Origin of the sequence: Mesorhizobium shonense, from assembly GCF_040545255.1 — a bacterium.
GTDB classification, from domain to species: domain Bacteria; phylum Pseudomonadota; class Alphaproteobacteria; order Rhizobiales; family Rhizobiaceae; genus Mesorhizobium; species Mesorhizobium shonense.
Genome location: NZ_JBEPLM010000001.1, coordinates 486,358 through 506,167 on the forward strand (window position 1 = coordinate 486,358; position 19,810 = coordinate 506,167).

At 64.7% G+C, this 19,810-nt stretch carries 17 protein-coding genes; 3 read left to right on the forward strand and 14 right to left on the reverse strand.

Translation table 11 applies throughout. From position 1 onward, the window contains the following. The 10 genes from ABID26_RS02665 to ABID26_RS02710 all read right to left on the reverse strand — a co-directional run bounded on the left by ABID26_RS02665 (position 1) and on the right by ABID26_RS02710 (position 10,179). A complete protein-coding gene (locus ABID26_RS02665; RefSeq protein WP_292298159.1) occupies positions 1–675 on the reverse strand; it encodes a response regulator transcription factor in 675 nt (224 codons plus the stop codon). A 299-nt stretch (positions 676–974) separates the two neighbouring features. Beyond that, a complete protein-coding gene (locus tag ABID26_RS02670) occupies positions 975–2,519 on the reverse strand; it encodes a Do family serine endopeptidase (protein WP_354413680.1) in 1,545 nt (514 codons plus the stop codon). Positions 2,520–2,866: 347 nt separating this feature from the next. After that, entirely contained in the window at positions 2,867–3,331 is a 465-nt protein-coding gene (locus ABID26_RS02675; protein ID WP_354413682.1) for a cytochrome c-type biogenesis protein, read from the reverse strand. Further along, a complete protein-coding gene (locus ABID26_RS02680; protein WP_354413684.1) occupies positions 3,328–5,319 on the reverse strand; it encodes a heme lyase CcmF/NrfE family subunit in 1,992 nt (663 codons plus the stop codon). Before ABID26_RS02680 ends, ABID26_RS02675 begins: the two co-directional genes overlap by 4 nt. 122 nt (positions 5,320–5,441) lie before the next feature. Then, positions 5,442–5,885: a cytochrome c maturation protein CcmE gene (gene ccmE / locus ABID26_RS02685; RefSeq protein ID WP_354413685.1), complete on the reverse strand. Its 444-nt coding sequence runs from the start codon at positions 5,883–5,885 to the stop codon at positions 5,442–5,444. Positions 5,886–5,888: 3 nt separating this feature from the next. Then, positions 5,889–7,022: a c-type cytochrome biogenesis protein CcmI gene (gene ccmI, locus ABID26_RS02690; RefSeq protein WP_354413687.1), complete on the reverse strand. Its 1,134-nt coding sequence runs from the start codon at positions 7,020–7,022 to the stop codon at positions 5,889–5,891. 118 nt (positions 7,023–7,140) lie between these two features. Then, positions 7,141–7,578, reverse strand: a complete 438-nt coding sequence (locus tag ABID26_RS02695; RefSeq protein WP_292339282.1) for a hypothetical protein — start codon at positions 7,576–7,578, stop codon at positions 7,141–7,143. Between the two features lie 143 nt (positions 7,579–7,721). Beyond that, positions 7,722–9,110 carry an ATP-binding protein gene (locus ABID26_RS02700; RefSeq protein WP_354413689.1) on the reverse strand — a complete coding sequence of 463 codons (1,389 nt, stop codon included), beginning with the start codon at positions 9,108–9,110 and terminating at the stop codon, positions 7,722–7,724. A 22-nt stretch (positions 9,111–9,132) separates the two neighbouring features. Continuing rightward, positions 9,133–9,798, reverse strand: coding sequence for a response regulator transcription factor (locus tag ABID26_RS02705; protein WP_041002188.1), 666 nt, complete (start codon positions 9,796–9,798; stop codon positions 9,133–9,135). 81 nt (positions 9,799–9,879) lie between these two features. Next, positions 9,880–10,179 (reverse strand): hypothetical protein, encoded by a 300-nt coding sequence (locus ABID26_RS02710; RefSeq protein WP_126101269.1) that lies wholly within the window; start codon positions 10,177–10,179, stop codon positions 9,880–9,882. Positions 10,180–10,424: 245 nt separating this feature from the next. Between ABID26_RS02710 and ABID26_RS02715 the strand changes: the two genes are divergently transcribed. After that, positions 10,425–10,811 carry an ester cyclase gene (locus ABID26_RS02715; protein ID WP_292298157.1) on the forward strand — a complete coding sequence of 129 codons (387 nt, stop codon included), beginning with the start codon at positions 10,425–10,427 and terminating at the stop codon, positions 10,809–10,811. Positions 10,812–10,826: 15 nt separating this feature from the next. On the opposite strand, the gene ABID26_RS02720 is transcribed toward ABID26_RS02715, so the two are convergent. The 3 genes from ABID26_RS02720 to ABID26_RS02730 form a co-directional block, all read right to left on the reverse strand. Further along, on the reverse strand, positions 10,827–11,234 hold the full coding sequence (locus ABID26_RS02720; protein WP_292298156.1) for a DUF3168 domain-containing protein: 408 nt from the start codon (positions 11,232–11,234) through the stop codon (positions 10,827–10,829). A 142-nt stretch (positions 11,235–11,376) separates the two neighbouring features. Then, positions 11,377–12,930, reverse strand: coding sequence for a trimethylamine methyltransferase family protein (locus ABID26_RS02725; RefSeq protein WP_292298155.1), 1,554 nt, complete (start codon positions 12,928–12,930; stop codon positions 11,377–11,379). A gap of 12 nt (positions 12,931–12,942) precedes the next feature. Continuing rightward, complete coding sequence (locus ABID26_RS02730; RefSeq protein ID WP_292298154.1) at positions 12,943–15,351, reverse strand: GcvT family protein; 2,409 nt, start codon at positions 15,349–15,351, stop codon at positions 12,943–12,945. Positions 15,352–15,462: 111 nt separating this feature from the next. Between ABID26_RS02730 and ABID26_RS02735 the strand changes: the two genes are divergently transcribed. Both ABID26_RS02735 and ABID26_RS02740 read left to right on the forward strand, forming a co-directional pair. Next, positions 15,463–16,101, forward strand: a complete 639-nt coding sequence (locus tag ABID26_RS02735) for a TetR/AcrR family transcriptional regulator (RefSeq protein WP_292298153.1) — start codon at positions 15,463–15,465, stop codon at positions 16,099–16,101. Between the two features lie 207 nt (positions 16,102–16,308). Continuing rightward, positions 16,309–18,465, forward strand: a complete 2,157-nt coding sequence (locus ABID26_RS02740; RefSeq protein WP_126101276.1) for a transglycosylase domain-containing protein — start codon at positions 16,309–16,311, stop codon at positions 18,463–18,465. 139 nt (positions 18,466–18,604) lie between these two features. Here the strand turns inward: ABID26_RS02740 and ABID26_RS02745 are convergent, their stop codons facing one another. Next, the gene (locus ABID26_RS02745; protein WP_292298171.1) at positions 18,605–19,792 is read right to left on the reverse strand and encodes a DUF930 domain-containing protein; all 1,188 of its coding nucleotides are present in this window, start codon (positions 19,790–19,792) and stop codon (positions 18,605–18,607) included. Positions 19,793–19,810 lie beyond the last annotated feature (18 nt).

Below are 19,810 nucleotides of genomic sequence, written 5' to 3' on the forward strand. Positions count from 1 at the left end.
CTAGCCGCCCTTCAGCATGTAGCCGGCGCCGCGGATCGTGTGCAGGATCGGCTTGTCGAAGCCTTTTTCGATCTTGCCGCGCAGACGCGAGACGTGGACGTCGATGACGTTGGTCTGCGGATCGAAATGATAGTCCCAGACATTCTCGAGCAGCATGGTGCGCGTCACCACCTGGCCGGCATGGCGCATCAGATATTCGAGCAGGCGGAACTCGCGCGGCTGCAGCGTGATCTCGCGGCCGGCGCGCTTCACCGAATGCGACAGTCGGTCGAGCTCGAGATCGCCGACGCGGTAGACGGTCTCGGACTCCCGTGCGCCGGCGCGGCGGTTGAGCACCTCTACGCGGGCGAGCAATTCGGAAAACGCATAGGGCTTGGTCAGATAATCGTCACCGCCGGCGCGCAACCCGGTGACGCGGTCGTCGACCTCGCCCAGCGCCGACAGGATCAGCACCGGCGTGGTGTTGCCGCGCGAGCGGAGCGCGGCGATCACCGAAAGCCCATCGCGGCGTGGCATCATGCGGTCGACTACCATCACGTCATAGTCGCCGGCGTCGGCAAGCGCGAAACCGGTCTCGCCGTCGCCGGCGACATGGGTGGTATGGCCCGCCTCGGCGAAGGCCTTCTTAAGATAGTCCGCTGCCTCGCGATCGTCTTCCATGACGAGAATCTTCATGGAGCCGTTATACGCGATTTCACTGGAAGATTGAGGGGCAGCCATTGCTTTGGTCTTTCAGTTAAAGCGGCAGCGGGTGATGGGAACCCGCTGCCGCCAGGAGCGAAACACGGTGACTGACTGGCGTGCTCGGCCCCATGCTTTCCCCGTGGCGGCTCGGGGGTGTTGAAACCGCCACAAGGAAAAGTCGCTGAGCAATTCCAGGAAAAGCGTGAAATGGTTTTCCGTCCGGAATTGCGTCTAAACAAAGAGATGGAGCGGTTCTGCGTTTCCGTGAAACGATGAACCGCCCTGTCAGATCAGCCCTTGCCAACCGGCAGCGCAACGAAGCGGTTGCTATCGTCGCGGGTGATCTGCATCAGCACGGCCTTGCGGCCTGCCTTGGTGGCGTCGGTCATCGCCTTGGAGACGTCGTCGGTGGTGTTCACCTCGTTCGAATTGATCGAGGTGATGACGTCGCCGGGCTGGATGCCGCGGTCGGCCGCATCGCTGTCCGGGTCGACGTCGGTGACCACCAGGCCCTTGCCGTTTTCCGACTTGGTGACGGTGAGGCCCAGATCGGCCAGCGTATCGGGCTTGGCGGGGGCGGCCTGCTTATTGTTGTCGTCGTTCGAGGCCTGCTTGTCGCTCGAAGGCAAGGTGCCCAGGTCGACCTTGACCGTCTCGTTCTTGCCGTTGCGCCAGACGGTGACGTCGACCGACTTGCCCGGCGCATAGGCGCCGATCACGCGGGCGAGTTCCTTCGGCGAAGCGACGTCCTTGCCGTCGACCTGGGTGATGACGTCACCAGCAGTGATGCCGGCCTTCTTGCCCGGACCGGCATCCTGGGCGCTCGAAACCAGCGCGCCCTTGTCCGATTTCAGGCCGAGCGACTCGGCGATGTCGGAGGTGACCGGCTGAATCTCGACGCCGAGCCAACCGCGCTGGACGGAACCGTTCTTCATCAGGTCTTCCACGACCTGCCTGGCGGTCGAGGCCGGGATGTCGAAGGCGATGCCGACGCTGCCGCCCGACGGCGAGAAGATGGCCGTGTTGATGCCGATCACCTGGCCGTTGAGGTTGAAGGTCGGGCCGCCCGAATTGCCGCGGTTGACCGAGGCGTCGATCTGGATGAAGTCGTCATAGGGGCCGGCGCCGATGTCGCGGCCGCGGGCCGAGACGATGCCCGCGGTGACAGTGCCGCCGAGGCCGAACGGATTGCCGACGGCCACCACCCAGTCGCCGATGCGGATCTTGGAGTCGTCGGCGAAGTCGACATAGGTGAACTTGCCGCCGCCATCGACCTTCAGCACGGCGAGGTCGGTGCGCGGATCGGTGCCGATCAGCTTGGCGTCGAGTTCCTTGCCGTCATTGGTGACGACGGTGAAGTCCGAACCTTCCGAGACGACGTGATTGTTGGTGACGAGATAGCCGTCTTCGGAAATGAAGAAGCCCGAGCCTTGAGCGACCGGACGCGGCTCGCCATTGCCTTGGTTGCGGTGGTTGAAGCGGGGCATGCCGAACTGGCCGCCCTGATCGCCGAAGCCGCGGAACTCCTTGAAGAAACGGCGCAGCTGCGGATTGTCGGGGAGGTTGTCGAAGCCGTTCTGATCGTCGGAGCCGTCATCGGCCGTCGGCTGGATCTTGGCCTTGACCTTGACGCTGACGACCGCCGGCGAGACGTGCTCGACGACATCGGCGAAGCTCGGCACCTGCGGGGCCTCGACGCGCACGGCATCGGCCAGCACTGGGGCGGTGCCGGTTGCGAGCATGGCCGCGCCTGCCGTGCCGACGACAGCCAGGGAAGCGACGGCCGCCATCAGGCGCTTGCGGGTGCGGGAATATGAATTGGAGGCAATATTCATGGGTTTCGTATCCTCTTTCGAAGGGATGCGCTCAGGCGAAGCATCCTCGGGCAAGAGGATTAGAGAGCGGCACATTACGGCGCCATTTCCGGTACATGAAAATTTTGTAATGTTGGCGGAGTTCGTCATTCCAGGGCGAAGCAGGAGCGAAGCTCCGTCGCGGAGACCCTGGAATCCATGCCGTGACCTTCGTCGAGGACACAGCGGAACAGAACTCTGCACCGTTCGCGGCGCGTCAGCGTAACGGCATGGATTCTATGGTCTACGCGCGTCGCTTCGCTCCTTGCTCCGCCATAGAATGACGACCCGCGAACGGCTACCGCCAATTATCGACGTCGACGACGGAACTAATCGCTAAGCATCTTGTCCAGCGCCGCCTTTTCCTCGGCGCTGAGGGCGCTGTCCGGCGCGGGGCGGCGCGAACGGACGCTGAACACGATGAAGATGCCGCCGGCCAGAAGCAGCAGCGCCGGCGTGCCCCATAAAAGCGCGTTGCGCAGGCTGAAGCGCGGCTTCAACAGCACGAACTCGCCATAGCGCGAAACGATGTAGTCCATGACCTGCTGGTCGGTGTCGCCGGCGACGAGGCGCTGGCGCACCAGGACGCGCAGGTCGCGCGCCAGGTCGGCGTCGGACTCGTCGATCGACTGGTTCTGGCAGACCATGCAGCGCAGGCCTTCGGAGAGCGCTCGCGCCCTCGCCTCCAGCGCCGGATCGGACAGCACCTCGTCGGGCTTCACCGCCTGTGCCGTTCCGGCGAAGAGCAGAGCCAGCAGCAGGATCAGGGGGCCAAGCGAAAACTTCGCTTTCATGTCGGGCTCGTAGATACGGCAGCGGCGGCCGTCTTGCGGCGCCTGGCAGGCGCGCCGACGCGCAGGCGGCGGTCGAGCAGCGACATGGCCGCGCCCGCCATCATCACCAGGCCGCCGCCCCAGATCAGCGTCACCAGCGGCTTCCACCACAGGCGCACGACGACGGAGCCGTCATTGCCTTCGTCGCCGAGCGACAGATAAAGCTGGCTCAAACCCAGCGTCCTGATGCCGGACTCAGTCGTCACCATCTGCCGCACCGGATAGAACCGCTTGGCGGAAGTGATCTCGCCGTCAACATTGCCATCCGCGCCTATGAGCAGGAAGCGGCCGCGATCCTCGGTGAAGTTCGGGCCTTTCCGCGGGACGAGCCCTTCGAAGCGCAGCGTGTGGCCCGACAGTTCCACCGTCTCGCCCAGGCGCATGGTGAGGATCTTCTCGGTGCCGAAGGACAGCGTGCCGACGATGCCGAGCAAGGTGAGCCCCAGCCCGAGATGGGCAAGTGCCGTGCCGAAAACCGACCGCGGCAGGCCGGCGAAGCGCCTCAGCATGACGGCCACCGCGACCGAGCCGACACCCGACTTGACGGCAAGGTCGGTGAGCGCGCCGGCGGCCAGCCAGACCGCGAGGCCGACGCCGAGTGCGGCAAAGACCGAAGCGCTGTCGATGAACAGGCCGGTGACCAGCATCGCGGCAAGCGCCAGCGCGAAGGCCGCCATCAGGCGCTGGGAAGCGGCGAACACGTCGCCGCGCTTCCAGGCGAGCAGCGGGCCGAAGGGCACGATGGCGAGCAGCGGCAGCATCAGCGGACCGAAGGTCAGATCGAAGAAGGGCGCGCCGACCGAGATCTTGCCGCCGGTGATGGCTTCGAGCGCCAGCGGGTAAAGCGTGCCGACAAGCACCGTCGCTGTCGCTGTGGTGAGGAAGAGGTTGTTGAGGACCAGCGCGCCCTCGCGCGAGATCGGGTGGAACAGGCCGCCGGCTGCCAGCCGCGACGCACGCAGAGCAAACAGCGCCAGCGAGCCGCCGATGAACAGCGTCAGGATGCAGAGGATGAAGACGCCGCGGGCCGGGTCTGTGGCGAAGGCATGCACGGACGTCAGTACGCCGGAGCGCACCAGGAAGGTGCCGAGCAGCGACAGTGAGAAGGTGAGGATCGCAAGCAGCAGCGTCCAGATCTTCAGCGCCGAGCGCTTTTCCATGACGATCGCAGAGTGGAGCAGCGCGGTGCCGGCGAGCCAGGGCATGAAGGAGGCGTTCTCGACCGGGTCCCAGAACCAGAAGCCGCCCCAGCCGAGCTCGTAATAGGCCCAGTAGGAGCCCATGGCGATGCCGCCGGTGAGGAACATCCAGGCGACCAGCGTCCAGGGCCGCACCCAGCGCGCCCAGGAGGCGTCGATGCGGCCTTCGATGAGGGCCGCGACCGAAAAGGAGAAGCAGATCGAGAAGCCGACATAGCCGAGATAGAGCAGCGGCGGATGGATGGCGAGGCCGAGATCCTGCAGGATCGGGTTGAGGTCGCGGCCTTCGATGGGGGCCGGGTTGAGCCGGATGAAGGGGTTGGACGTCGCCAGGATGAACAGGAAGAAGGCGGCGCCGATCATGCCCTGCACGGCGATCACGTTGGCCTTGAGCGTCGCCGGCAGATTGTTGCCGAAGACGGCGACAAGCGCGCCGAAGAAGGTCAGGATCAGCACCCAGAGCAGCATCGAGCCTTCGTGGTTTCCCCAGGTGCCGGTGATCTTGTAGATCATCGGCTGCAGCGAATGGGAGTTCTCCCAGACGCTCGCCACGGAGAAGTCGGAGCCGGCATAGGCGGTCGCAAGCGCCGCGAAGGAGAGCGCGGTGAGCGCGAAGCCGGTGACCGCCACCGGACCGCCGACCGCCATCAGCCGCTGATTGCCGGTGCGGGCGCCGACGAGCGGCACCAGCATCTGCACCAGCGACAGCGCGAAGGCGAGGACGAGGGCGAAATGTCCGGTCTCAACCATTGGCTACCCGTTTTCTCGCAGGTTCTGATCGCAAAACCGCCTTACACTTTTGCGGAACCTGCGACCTTCCTTTGCCGCAGGTTTCTGGTCGCAAAACCGCGTAGCACTTTTGCGGAACCTGCTCATTGGCTCTTGCTTTCCTGCCAGACGCCCTTGGCCTTCAGGCCGTCGGCGACTTCCTTGGGCATATAGCGCTCATCATGCTTGGCCAAAACGCTATCGGCGACGAAGACGCCGTTCGGGCCGAACGCGCCCTCGGTGATCACGCCCTGCTCCTCTCGAAAGAGATCGGGCAGGATGCCGGTATAGGTGACGTTGACCGACTTCTGCTTGTCGGTGACCGAGAAGGCGACGGTGGCGCCCTGGCCGCGCACGATCGTGCCTTTCTCGACCAAGCCGCCGAGGCGGATGCGCTGGCCGGGCTGGACCGTTGCGGTGGCGAGATCGGCGGGCATGTAGAAGTAGGAGGCCTTCTGGCCGAGAGCGTAGAAGGTGAGGCCCGCCGCGGCGCCGAGGAAGGCCAGCCCCGCCAGGATCACCGACAATCGTTTCTGCTTGCGCGTCATCTCTTACTCCGTCGCCATCACGCCGAGGGAGGCGGCGAAGGCGGTGAATTTCTTGGCTTGCTCGCTATCGGCGCCAAAGACAGCGACGGCGCGGCCGAGCGCGTCGCGCGCCTGGTCGGCCTTGCCGAGCACGACATAGGAACGAATGAGCCGCATCCATCCTTCCTCGTCGCGCGGATTTTGCTTCAGCCTGTCGTCAAGGCCGGCGACCATGGTCTCGATCATCGCCTGCCGGTCCTGCGGCGACATCTGTTGCGCCGCCTCGACAGCTCGAGCATCCGGGCCGTTGGCTGGTGCCGCTGCCGCGACCGAAGGCTCAGTTTCGGCGAGCGCCTGCTGGACGGCGTTGCGCCAGGGCGAATCCGGCGCCAACTGGCCGAGCATCTTTTGCCAGGCGGCGGCCGCTTCGGCCTTCTTGCCTTCCTGGGCGAGCCCCATCGCCAGATAGAAATTCGCCTTGGCGTTGGCGGGATCGAGCTTCAGCGCCGCCTCGAAGGCACCCTGAGCCTCGGCCGACACGATGCCGCCGGCGGCGTTGGCGATCGCCTCACCAAGACCGGCCTGGCGGACGGCGCTGTCGCCGTCGAGGCGGATGGCATTGCGATAGGCCGTTATCGCATCAGGGAAGCGCTGCAGGCGCAGATAGACCGGCGCCAGCACGTCCCAGCCCTTGCCGTCGGATGGATTGGCGGCAAGGTGCGCCTCGGCGCGGGCGACCAGCTCGTCGACCGAGGAATCCGACGGGTTCTTTGCAAGCCGCTCGGCCAGCGGCTGCGACGGCAGGTCGGGCGAGCCGAGCGCGCCGTAAAGCCCCCAGCTCACCAGCGGCACCGCCAGCACGGCGGCGGTGGCAACCAGCCTTGCCGCGCGCGAGGGGCGCGGCGCCTGCGTGCCCGACTGGCTGCTCGAGCCGAGACGCAGGATGCGGCGGCCGATCTCGGCACGCGCTTCCTCGGCCTCGCCCGGCTGGATCAGGCCGCGCGCCATGTCGCGATCGAGCTCCGAAAGCTGGTCGCGATAGACTTCGAGGTCGTGATCGCCGGCTGCAGACGCGCCTTTCGTGCCGCCGGCCAGCGGCAAAAGCACCGCCAGGCTGGCGCCGAGCGTAAGGATTGCGGCTATGACCCAGAACAGCATGGCTATTCCAATAACGGCAGAGCCCTGCCCTGCCAACACGACCTTCGTGCGACGCTTTGACGGCAGATGGGCCGGCCGACCTTGATCGATATCAAAATCGCGCCGGCTGCTGCCTAATCTAGGTCAGCGGCGTCCAGCTGCCGTCGGCATTGCGGCAGGCGGTGCCGCGCGCCGTGACTCCCGCCCCGCTGGTATAAACGGTGTGGGTATACTGGCGGCAATCCTGCGAGCCGACCCGATAGGGCTGGGCCGCGACGACCTCGCCGTAATGGGTCGAGCTGTCGCCCTTCCACGTCACCTTCTGGCCGCTGGCGGTGTATTCCAGCGCCTTGTATTCCGCCTCGAGACCCTTGCGCTTCTCGGCGTCGCTGAGACCCGAGCCGATCGATCCGCCGACCAGCCCGCCATTCATGGCCGCGACGATGCTGGTTCCCACCTTGCCGCCAGCCGGCGGCGTGGCGACAGGCGTGACCGGAGAGGCCGGACCGCCCTTGCCCAGCGTGGTGCAGCCCGAAACAGCCATCAGGGCGGAAACGAGCGCGACGCGAATCTTCATGCCAGCAACCGGTTCTCTTGAGCGGGACGGACTTGAGCGAGATAGATTGGCGGCCGCGCCATCGGGGAGGATGGCGAGCCCATAGTGTTGATATTTGTCGGAAATTTGGCCGCAGGCGACCGCACGATAATCGATAAAAAACATTACTGAAGGCTCCGCAATCTCACCACCGCCCTCAAGCCGCCCATGCCGGACCGGTCCAGCGCCAGGGCGCCTCCATACTCGTTCACGAGGTCGGCGACAATGGCAAGCCCAAGCCCCGTTCCCGGCTTCGTCTCGTCCAGTCTCTTGCCACGCTTCAACACTTCCCGCGCGCTGGCTTCGGGAATGCCGGGCCCGTCATCCTCTATAACGATTTCAAACAGGCCGGCGCTTTCCGGAACGAGCGCAACCGAAACCGCGACGGCGCTCTTCGCCCATTTCATGGCATTGTCGAGCAGATTGCCGAGCAATTCCTCCAGATCCTCGCGCTCGCCGGCAAAGACGATCTCGGCGGGCGGAGGCGACAGCGTCAGCTTCGTCCGCGGGTTGAGTTTTTGCAGCACCCGCACCATGCGTTCGACCAATGGCTTCACCGGCGTGCGGAAAACGACGCTGTCGCGCTGGGCGGCGACGCGGGCGCGCTGCAGATAATGATCGACCTGCTTCTGCATCGAGGCAGCCTGCTCGGCGATGAGCTGGCCCTTGGCGCCGCCGAGCGCGCGGCCCTCGTTGATCAGCACGGCAAGCGGCGTCTTCAGCGAGTGGGCGAGATTGCCGACCTGGGTTCGCGAGCGTTCGACGATGCGCTTGTTGTTCTCGATCAGCGCGTTGGTCTCGCTGGCCAGAGGCTCGATCTCGGCGGGAAAACTTCCGTCGAGCCGCTGCGCCGTGCCCTCGCGCACCATGGCGAGCGCATTGCGCACCCGGCGCAAGGGCTGCAGGCCGAGCAGGATGGCGATGGCGTTGATGGCGATCATGCCGACGCCGAACAGCGACAGATAAGTGAGCAGGCGGCGCTGGAAGCTCGCGATCTCCTGTTCCAGCTCGCTGTGATTGCCCATGACGCGGAAGCGCGCGGCGCGGTTCTTGGCATCGAGCACAAACTCGCTCTCGAAGACTTCGAGCTCCTCTCCCTTGATGCCTTCGGTCGCGTAACTGCGCTGGAAGTTCGCGTTGAAGGGCACCTCGGCGACGCTTGGCGACAGGATCGAGGTCGTCATCGAGGAGGAATGGATTTCGCCGTGAACGCCTTCGGAAGCCGGCTCCACGGACCAGTACCAGCCGGAATTCGGCTCCGAGAAGCGCAGATCGCCAAGGTCGGGCGAACCGGTGAGCGCGCCGTTGTCGGAGATGCCGACGGAACCGATCAGGTTGAACAGATGCGCCGAAAGCAGGCTGTCGAAGCCGCGCTCGCTGGCTTGGCGGTAGAGCGTGGTGATGAGGGTGAAGATGACGACCAGCGTCAGTATCGCCCAGATCGTCGAAAAGGCGATGACGCGGAAGGTCAGCGAGCGCGGCCAGAGCCGCAGCCCTGAAAGCCAAGTTCTCATCGTCGGCTTCAGTGGTTCCGCGTCACGCCTCCGGCTCTCGCATGCGATAGCCCATGCCACGCACTGTTTCGATCATATCGATGCCCATCTTCTTGCGAAGCCGCCCGACGAACACCTCGATGGTGTTGGAATCGCGGTCGAAATCCTGGTCGTAGAGATGCTCTACCAGCTCGGTGCGCGATACCACCTCGCCCATATGGTGCATCAGATAGGCGAGCAAACGGAACTCGTGCGAAGTGAGCTTAAGCGGCACGCCGTTGACATCGGCCTTGGAGGCCTTGGTGTCGAGCCTCAGCGGACCGCAGGTGAGTTCCGAAGAGGCATGGCCGGCGGCGCGGCGGATCAGCGCCCTCACCCTGGCCAGCACCTCCTCGATGTGGAAAGGCTTGGTGACATAGTCGTCGGCGCCGGCGTCGATGCCGGCCACCTTGTCGCTCCAGCGGTCGCGCGCGGTCAGGATCAGCACCGGCATCTTGCGCCCGCCGCGGCGCCAGCGCTCGACGACGCTGATGCCGTCCATCTGCGGCAGGCCGATGTCGAGGACGACAGCGTCGTAGGGCTCGGTGTCGCCGAGGAAATGCCCCTCCTCGCCATCATAGGCGCGGTCGACGACATAGCCGGCGTCGACGAGCGCATCCGCCAATTGGCGGTTGAGATCCTTGTCATCCTCGACGACGAGCACGCGCATGGGTTGAAGCCTGTTGTTGGGTAGACGTATAGGCCGATTCCGCCGGCCAGGGAAACTTAAGCCTGTTAAAGAGAATGAGCGTCAGTTGAGCGGCACCACGATCTCGGAACGACGCGGGCGCTGGCCCTCCTTGCCAGGCACCAGCACGACGATGACGCAGACCTGCTGGCCGCCGCGCGTCGCCTGCGAGGCCTTGGCGAGCGTGCCGCCGTTCTGCGCGGCGACCTGCTGCCCGATCGCGTAGCAATCGCTTGCGGCAAGCACGATCGGCTCATCGACCGACGGCGAGGTGACCGGCATGGCGACCGCCTGCGACGCAAAAGGGCCGGCTGCGGCAAGCGCCAGCATTGCTGCGCGGATATGGGAGCGGAACGTTTTCATGATCACGGTTCTAACGCATCTGTGCTGAACGTGAAATGAACGGTGAACGGCCGAAAATCCATGCCCGCAATGCCCCTTCGTATTTGTTTTGCGCGAGACGAATAAATGCGATCCTGCTTTCCGAGCCCCCATCAAGCTCGGCCTCGGAATCATAGCCGGAATATCACCGGCGCGGCTACGGTTTTCGCGGCCAGGATATGCTCTAGTTTGCGCGATGAAGCTGGGCTGATGATGGGGAGAGTGCCATGAGTGGAGAAGATCTTGCCGACCGCTACAAGGGCTACATCGCCTGCCTCAACGAACAGGACTGGGACAATCTCGGCCGCTTCGTCGGCGAAGAGGTGCAATATAACGGCGAGACGATCGGACTTGCGGGCTATCGCCGGATGCTGGAAGGCGATTTCCAGGCCATTCCGGATCTGCGTTTCAACATCGAGCTTCTGGTTTCAGAGCCGCCGCGCGTGGCGGCCCGCCTACACTTCGACTGCCGACCGAAAGGCATGTTGTTCGGCCTGCCGGTGAACGGCAAGCGCGTCTCCTTCGCCGAGAACGTCTTCTACGAATTCCAGGACGGGCGGATACGCGAGGTCTGGTCGGTCATCGACAAGGCCGCGATCCAGGCCCAACTTTAGGGGGAATTGGTCCGCTCAGGCACTATTCTGCGTCAGCGCGCGAAAGCGCAGCAGCCCGTGATAGACCGCCAGGTCCTCGTCATAGCGCGCCTCGGCGAATTCCAGCGACAGGCGTGTCTGGCCGCGCGGGCCGATGGAGAGCGCCGCGCCGTCGAGCCGTGCCCTGATGCTGTCCATGATGAGCCGCGTCTCCGCCTCGCCTTGCGCTTTCGACCAGACATGCAGCGTGATGAGCTGATCATTGTCGTTGTCGGCGCCGGTTTCGAGATCGAAGGCGCTGGTGCGGCCGTAGGTCACGTTGGGAAAGGCAGCCTTGTCGCTTGCCTGCTCGAGCAGCCCTGCTCCGCCGAGCAGCGCCGACAGGGACGCGTCGGTCTTCAGCCGCAGGAACAAGGCCTGCATCAAATCGCCAGGCGCCGTCATTTACCGTCCATCACAAAACAGCCTTCGGTTCGTTGCTAACCTGATCGGCAACGTAACCACGCTCGCGATCCGATACCAGATCGCGAATCGTTTTGACTGCAGCGTGAACGGCGAAGGTCTCGAAAATATTACGTTTTCGGACTCACGACACCGGCGCTGCGCCGCCCTCCTCGCTGCGTCGCGCGATGAACTCGTCGAGCACGCCGGCGGTGGCAGCGGCGGATTGCGGCGGCTGGAAGTCGGAAAGGATCCGCTTCCAGATGCCGGTGGCGCGCTCGGTGGCGGTCTTGCCGCCGGACTGGGTCCAATTGCCGAAATTCGACCAGTCGGCCACCAGCGGCTCGTAGAAGGCGGTGCGGTAGCGCGTCATGGTGTGGGCGGCCGAGAAGAAATGGCCGCCGGGCTGCACCTCGGCGATGGCCTCGAAGCCGATGGCGTCGGCATCGCCGGGCGTCTTCGCGCAAAGCTCGGCAACCGTCTGCAAGGCCTCGATGTCGGTGATCAGTTTCTCGAAGGAGACGCTCAAGCCGCCCTCCAGCCAGCCGGCGGCATGGATGCAGACGGTCGCGCCGGCAAGCACAGAGCCCCACAGCGCGAACTGTGTTTCGTGCGCAGCCTGCGCGTCCGAAATATTGGCGGCGCTGCCGCCGCCGGAGCGCCACGGCAGGCCGGTGAAGCGCGCGAGCTGGCCTGCGCCTAGCGTCGCCTTTATGTGTTCGGGCGTGCCGAAGGCCGGCGCGCCCGACTTCATGTCGACATTGGAGGAAAAGGAGCCATAGACCACCGGCGCGCCGGGGCGTGCGAGCTGGGCGAGGGTTAAGCCGGCCATCGCCTCGGCATGCTGCAGCGTCAGCGCGCCGGCGACCGTGATCGGCGCCATGGCGCCGGCCAGGCAGAAGGGCGTGATGATCGATATCTGGCCGGCCTTGGCGAAGTCGATGATGCCTTGCGCCATCGGGATATCGAGCTGGCGCGGCGAATTGGTGTTGATGACGGTGTAGCAATAGGCGCCGGCGCGGAACTCGCTCTCCGAGAGCCCGCGCGCCAGCCGCACCATCTCGAAGCTATCCTCGACCTGCGGCGTGCCGCGCGCGAAGACGAAGGGCAATTTGTCGGAGAGCGTCAGCTGCGCCCGGCCGGTGGCATAGTGGCGGAAGCGGGTATCGACATCCTGTGGCTCGATGCAGGGTCCAAGCATGTGCAGCACATCGAAATGCTGCAGCAGCTTCATGAATTCCTCGAATGCGGCGAGCGTGCCCGGCCGACGGCCGCGCTCGAGATCGGTGACGTTGGGTGCGCCGGAGCCGGCGAGGAACGTCATCGACCCGAGCTCGAGCGCAAGATCGCGGGAGCGGTCGCCGCCATGGGCCGGAATCGAGCGCGGCGCCGAGGCAAGGGCTGCCTCGACCATGTCGCGGCCGATCCTCACCATCTGGCTGTCCTCGTCGACCAGGGCGCCAGCCTCCGCAAGAATGGCGCGCGCTTCCGGCAGCAGCACCTTGATGCCGAGTTCTTCCAGGACGCGCAGCGCCGTGTCGTGGATCGCGGCGACCTGGTCGTCGGAAAGCACCGGCTGCGGCAGGAACGGGTTCTTCAGCGAACGGTAGTTCGGGCGGCGGCTCGATTCGCTGCCCGGCTCACCGTTGCGTCCACGCCGGCGTTCGCGCCTCAGATCGCGTGCGGCCTCGTCAATCATGCACGTTCCTCCCTATTGCCGCATTGCCTCGCCTTTGGGGTCATAAGGCGAGGCCGCGATGACGCGTGCCGGCCGTTCGACACCGACAATGTGGACGGAAAGCGCTGTCCCCTCCCCGGCGAAATCGTCATCCAGCAACGCCAGGGCGACGCTCTTGCGAACCGTGTAGCCGTAGCCGCCGGAGGTGACGAAACCGACGCGCCGGCCCTTGTGCCAGACCGGCTCGAAGCCGCTGGCGTCGGCGTCGACCGCATCGACTTCCAGCGTCACGATCCGCCGCGCGACGCGCGCCTTCTGTTCCTTAAGAGCTGCTTCGCGGCCGATGAAATCGCCCTTGTCGAAAGCGATGAAGCGGTCGAGCCCTGTCTGTCCTGGCGTGTAGCCTTGCGTGAACTCATGCGACCAGATGCCGAAGCTTTTTTCCAGCCGCAGCGCATTGAGCGCGTAGTAGCCGATCTCGGCAAGGCCGAGATCCTCGCCGGCGGCGAGCAGCGTCTCGCGCAAGGTCCCATGCAGGGTGGCTGGACAGTTGATCTCGAAGCCGAGCTCGCCGGCGATCGACAGCCGCGCGACGCGGGCGCGTACCATGCCGATGTCGAACTCGCCGCAGGCCATGAAGGGCAAGGCTTTGGCGGAAATGTCCTGATACGTCGTGCACTCGACGATCTTGCGCGCGTTCGGCCCGGTGATGAGAAAGCCGGACATCGCGTCCGAGATGTCGGTGACCGAGACGCCGTCGGTCAGATGCGCCTCGAACCAGCGCATGTGGAACTCGCGCAAATAGTAGGAGCCCATGATCCAGTACTCGCCGCCCCAGTTGAGCACGGTGAGATCGCCCTTCAGCCTGCCGTCGGACCCAAGCATCGGCGCGAGCTTCGCGCGGCCGGGCTTCGGCAGCCTGCAGGCGAGCAGCCGGTCGAGCCAGGCCTCGGCGCCGGGTCCCGACACTGCGTAGCGCGAGAAGGCCGTGGTATCGACGAGGCCGGCGGCGCGGCGGACCTGCAGCACCTCGTCGCCGACGATTTCGAAGGCGTTGGAACGCTTCAGCGTCGTCTCCTCGCGAAAACCTATCGGCGCGAAATAGGCCGGGATCTCCAAACCCCATGAGGCCGTCCACTCGGCGCCTGCGGCGCTCATGCCGTCATAGGCGCCCGGACGCTTCAGCGGCCGGCCGGCAGGCAGGCGCTCGTTCGGGAAGGTCATGACGAAGCGGCGGGCGTAGAACTGGCCCGTCGTCTGCTTGAGATATTCGCGGTTGGCGGCGAAGGCGCCGTAACGGGCGATGTCCATGCCGAAGATGTCGGCCTGCGGCTCTCCGTAGATCATCCATTCGGCCAGCGACTTGCCGACGCCGCCGCCCTGGCTGAAGCCGGCCATGACGCCGCAGGCGACCCAGTAGTTGCTGAGGCGCCTGACCGGACCGACCAGCGGGTTACCGTCCGGTGTGAAGGTGAAGGCGCCATTCACCCATTTGCGGATGCCGGCCTTCGCCAGGCAGGGAAAGCGCTGATAGGCCTTGGAAAGCTCAGGGCTGATGCGGTCGATATCCTCCGGGATCAGCTCGATGCCGTAGTCCCACGGAGCGCCGTCCATGTTCCAGTGTTTCGGGTTCTGCTCGTAGACGCCGAGCAGCACGCCCTTCCGCTCCTGCCGCAGATAGGAGAAGCCATCGAGGTCGACGGCAAGGCCGAGCTCCTTGTCGAGCGCGGCGACTTCCGGAATGTCCTCGGTGACGAAATAGTGATGCTCCATCGGCGTCACCGGCAGGTCGACGCCGGCCATCAGTCCGACCTGCTTGGCCCAGAGGCCGCCCGCGTTGACGACATGCTCGGCGACAATCGTGCCATTCTCGGTGACGACGTCCCAGCCGCGGTCGGCGCGCTGCTTCAGATCAACGACGCGGTTGCGCAGGATCACATCGGCGCCGCGCTTTTTCGCGGCGCCGGCATAGGCGTGCGTCGTGCCGTAGGGGTCGAGATGGCCCTCGTTGGAATCATAGAGGCCGCCCAGCACGTCGCTGACATCAACGATCGGGCAGATTTCCTTGATCTCCTCGGGCGTCACCAGCCGAGCCGTCTCGATGCCGACGGACTGGAACACAGCCCAGGCCGACTTCAGCCATTCCCAGCGCTGCGGGTCGCTCGCCATGTTGACGCCGCCGGTCATGTGCAGCCCGGCATTCTGGCCGGACTCGGCCTCGATCTCGCGATAGAGTTTGATCGTGTAATCCTGCAGCGCCGCGACGTTGGGATCGGCGTTGAGAGCGTGGAAGCCGGCGGCCGCATGCCAGGTCGAGCCCGCCGTCAGCTCGGCGCGCTCGATGAGCGCCACATCGCTCCAGCCGAAGCGTGTCAGGTGATAGAGCACCGAGGCGCCGACCACGCCTCCCCCGATGACGACTGCCCGGTAATGCGACTTCACGAGCTCTCTCCCTCTCGTTGAAGGCTCCAAGATATATGGCCTGGACATATATGTCTAGACACTACTGTCCAGAGCTTGCGAAGAGTTTGATGCCGTGCCTATTGTGCGGCCATGATCATGACCGCTCCCCAGGCCGAACCGACGCCCGGCAACATAAAGGTTACGCGCTCGGACTGGATCAATCTGGCGCTTGAAACGCTGATCTCGGACGGCGTCGGGAACGTGCGCGTGCTTACGCTCGGCCAGAAGCTCGGTGTGTCGCGCTCGAGCTTCTACTGGTATTTCGACAGCCGGCAGGACCTGCTCGACCAGTTGCTCAAGCATTGGCACGACACCAACACCACGGCGATCGTCGAGCGTGCCCGGCGGCCGGCCGAAACCATCATCATGGGCGTGATGAACGTCTTCGAATGCTGGGCCGACGAGCGCCTGTTCGACCCGAGGCTCGATTTCGCCGTGCGCGAATGGGCGAGGCGCGCGACCGATGTGCGGCGCATGATCGACCAGGCCGACGACGAGCGCCTCAGCGCCATCCGCGACATGTATCGCCGGCATGGCTACGACGACGAGGACGCCTTCATCCGGGCGCGGGTGCTCTACTACATGCAGATCGGTTACTACGTGCTCGACCTCAAGGAACCGGTCGAGGCCCGGGTCAGCCACCTTGCCGCCTATCTGCGCTCCTTCACCGGCCAGGAGCCGACCGATGCGGATGTGGCGCATTTCATGCGCTTCATCGCGGCGCGGTGATATCGCTGCGAGGATTTGGTTCTTACGCAATTCCGGCCGGAAAACCGTTACACACTTTTCCTGGAATTGCTCGACGCACAATCAGCCTCGGGTGTGGCTTCGCTGCCCTTGTGAGCGGTGCTAGAATGGTCGATTAGTCTTGCAGGGGTGGCGCCCGAAACCGACCGTGCGGTTTCGGGCGAAAGCGCGTTGGGGCGGAAGTCTGGAATGGCAAGTCCTTCGAAACCACGCAAGAGAAGAGGCCGGATCGCGTCTGCGGCTCTTGCCGTCGACGCGTGGCTCGATTCCTCCCTCTACGAGATCAGCTTCAAGGCGCGCGAATTCTGGGAAGCGGCAACCATCTTTTGCCGCCGATTCCGCCTTCACGGATGGCGGCGCGCCATCATCGAGGTGCTGAGCGAAGGCTTCACCATGGGCGCCGGCGGCATCGTGGTGCTGTTGGCGCTGGCGATGCCGGCCTTCGAGATCACCGGCGGCGACTGGCGCAACCAGGGCGACTTCGCCGTCACCTTCCTCGACCGCTACGGCAACGAGATCGGCCAGCGCGGCATCATCCAGCGCGATTCCGTGCCGGTCGACGAGATGCCCGACATCGTCATCAAGGCGGTGCTGGCGACCGAGGACCGGCGCTTCTTCGATCATTACGGCATCGACGTTCTCGGCCTGTCGCGCGCGATCTTCGAGAACGTGCGCGCCAATTCGGTCGTCCAAGGGGGCTCCAGCATCACGCAGCAGCTCGCCAAGAACCTGTTCCTGTCCAACGAGCGCACCCTGGAGCGCAAGATCAAGGAAGCTTTTCTCTCACTATGGCTGGAGGCGAACCTGTCCAAGAAGGAGATCCTGCAGCTCTATCTCGACCGCGCCTATATGGGCGGCGGCACGTTCGGCATCGAGGCGGCGGCGGATTTCTATTTCGGCAAGAGCGTCAAGGACCTGAACCTCGCCGAGGCGGCAATGCTCGCCGGCCTGTTCAAGGCGCCGACCAAATACGCCCCGCACATCAACCTGCCGGCCGCCCGCGCCCGCGCCAATGTGGTGCTTTCCAATCTCGTCGACGCGGGCTTCATGACCGAGGGTCAGGTGCTGCAGGCCAGGCTGCATCCGGCCGACGTCGTCGACCGCGGCGAGCAGAAGAGCCCCGACTATTTCCTCGACTGGGCCTTCGACGAGGTCAAGAAGATCGCCAAGCCCGGCCAGCACTCGCTGGTCGCCCATACCACTTTCGACGCCAACATCCAGAAGGCGGCGGAAGAGTCGGTCGAGTTCCACCTTCGCCAGTTCGGCAAGGAATACAACGTCACCGAGGGCGCGGTGGTGGTGATCGAGACCAATGGCGCGGTGCGCGCCATCGTCGGCGGCCGCGACTACGGCGCCAGCCAGTTCAATCGCGCCACCAAGGCGCTGCGCCAGACCGGGTCATCGTTCAAGCCTTATGTCTACGCCACCGCGATGGAGCATGGCTTCACGCCGGACTCGGTGGTTTCCGGCGGCGCGATCAGCTGGGGCAGCTGGTCGCCGCACAACTACAATGGCGGCTCGGCCGGCAAAGTCACGCTGATCACCGCGATCGCCAAGTCGATCAACACCGTGCCGGTGCGGCTCGCCAAGGAATATCTCGGCATCGGCCCGATCAAGGCGATGGCGGAATCGATGGGCGTCGAGTCGCCGCTGGAATCGCACAAGACCATGGTGCTGGGCACCTCCCTCATGACGGTGATGGACCAGGCGACGGGCTACAGCGTGTTTGCGCAGAACGGCTTCGTCGGCTCAAGGCACGGCATCACCCAGCTCGTCACCCGCACCGGCGACGTGGTCTATGACTGGACCAAGGACGCGCCGCCGCCGCACCGCGTGCTGTCGGAAAAAGCGCTGCATTATATGAACACGATGCTGGCGGCGGTGCCGGTGATCGGCACGGCCAGGCGCGCCCAGCTTCCCAACATCGTCGTCGCCGGCAAGACCGGCACCACCCAATCCTACCGCGACGCCTGGTTCGTCGGCTTCACCGGCAATTACGCGGCCGCCGTCTGGCTCGGCAATGACGACTTCACGCCGACCAACAAGATGACCGGCGGTTCGCTGCCGGCGATGGTGTGGCAGCGGCTGATGGTCTATGCGCATCAGAACATCGACCTGAAGCCGATCCCGGGCATCGATCATCCCTGGGTCGACCCCGAGGTCGCGGCCAAGGCCGAGGAAGCGGCGAAGAAGGAGGCCGCGGATGCCGAGTCGCAGGCCGAGGCCGAGCGCCCGCCGGTGCTGTCCAGCCGCACCACGCAGACGCTGAGGGACATGACCAAGGTGTTCCAGTCGGCGCCCGTGCTCGATGCGCCCACCCTGCCGGAGACGCTGTCGGCGCTTTAAGCCTTTGTTTTGATGCATGTCGTTTTCCCAAAACCGCTGCACACTTTTGGGCGACATGCATCAGGGTTTGATCCTGCGCATATCTTTGTCCCGAAACCGCTTCCCCTTTCGCGAGACATGCTTTTGGTGGAGGCATGCCTTAGTGGAGACTGGGCAATCTGAGACGGGCCCATTCGCCGGGTGGGATCTCAGCGCCGACACGGAAGCTGAACGACAGGACCCTCGTCGCATCGGCATCGACCTCGCACCGGAAGCCCAGGCGGTACCATGTGGTTGTCGTGCTGAAGGCGGCCTCCGGAGGGCTAAGAACATTGCCCACCTTCAGCGGAATGGATGGCAGCCATTTGGGAGAATAAGAGGCGTCCTGCAATTCCTGGTTCAAAACGCTGCCGCAAAGGTTGGCAACCCGCTGATCGCGAGGCACGCCGCTCATGGAGCTTGTGGCCAGCGCATCGCCGGTGGCGCCCTGCGAGTAAAGCTTTCGAACCCCCGGAAGGCCCGAATAGATCGGCGATCCAGCAACGGCGGCATTGGTGGAACCTGGCGTCCCAGCGCTCCTGCTTCGGGACTTCGAGCCCTTTGCAGGCCTGAACTTCAGCGTATTTACGGGTTTGGGCTTTGGTTTTTCGACCGCGGCCGGAAGCTCGACTTTACCGTCGCTCTCAGCGCCTGACGGCGTTGGCGCCACGGTTGTTTGCTTTTCGGCGGTTTGCGCTCCTGCCTCTTGTTTGTCTGCCTGCTGTTGATCCGTGTCCTGGGCTGCCTGCTTTTCCTCATTCTGCGTGGGCTTGGCGTCCGTCGCGGCGGTTACCGGCTTCTCGTCAGCCTTGCTTTGATCCGCCGGCTGATCGGCGTCTGCCGGCGCTGCAGATTGGTTCTCTGCAGGCTTCGGCACGGCAGGCGGCTTCGAATCATTATCCTTGGCCGGCGACGGCGTGTCGTCTCGATCGCCGCCTCCATCCAGGGATTTCCTCGGGCCGGTATCCTTGTCGCCGTACCGAAAAACGGGTTTTAGCACCGCGATTGGCTTCGGCGGCTGCTTTTCCGGCAAAGGCGGCTTTTCAACTTTCTGCTCGGGCGGTTTTTCAGTTTTAGGTTCCGGCGGCCTTTCGGCCTTGGGTTCCTTTGGCTGCGTTGTGGGCGGCTTCGGTTTCGGCTGCTCGGGCGGAGGCACTAGCGCGACATTGACCGGCTGTTCCTGATCGAGCTGTTGGGCAGGCCTCGGCAGGCTGTAGACCAGAAACGCTGCGATGAGCGCATGCAGGATCAGCGATGCGGGCAAGGCCCACGCTAAATTCCAGCGTCGTTCTTCTATCTCGGCCTTCATCCCGATCGATGTGGAACG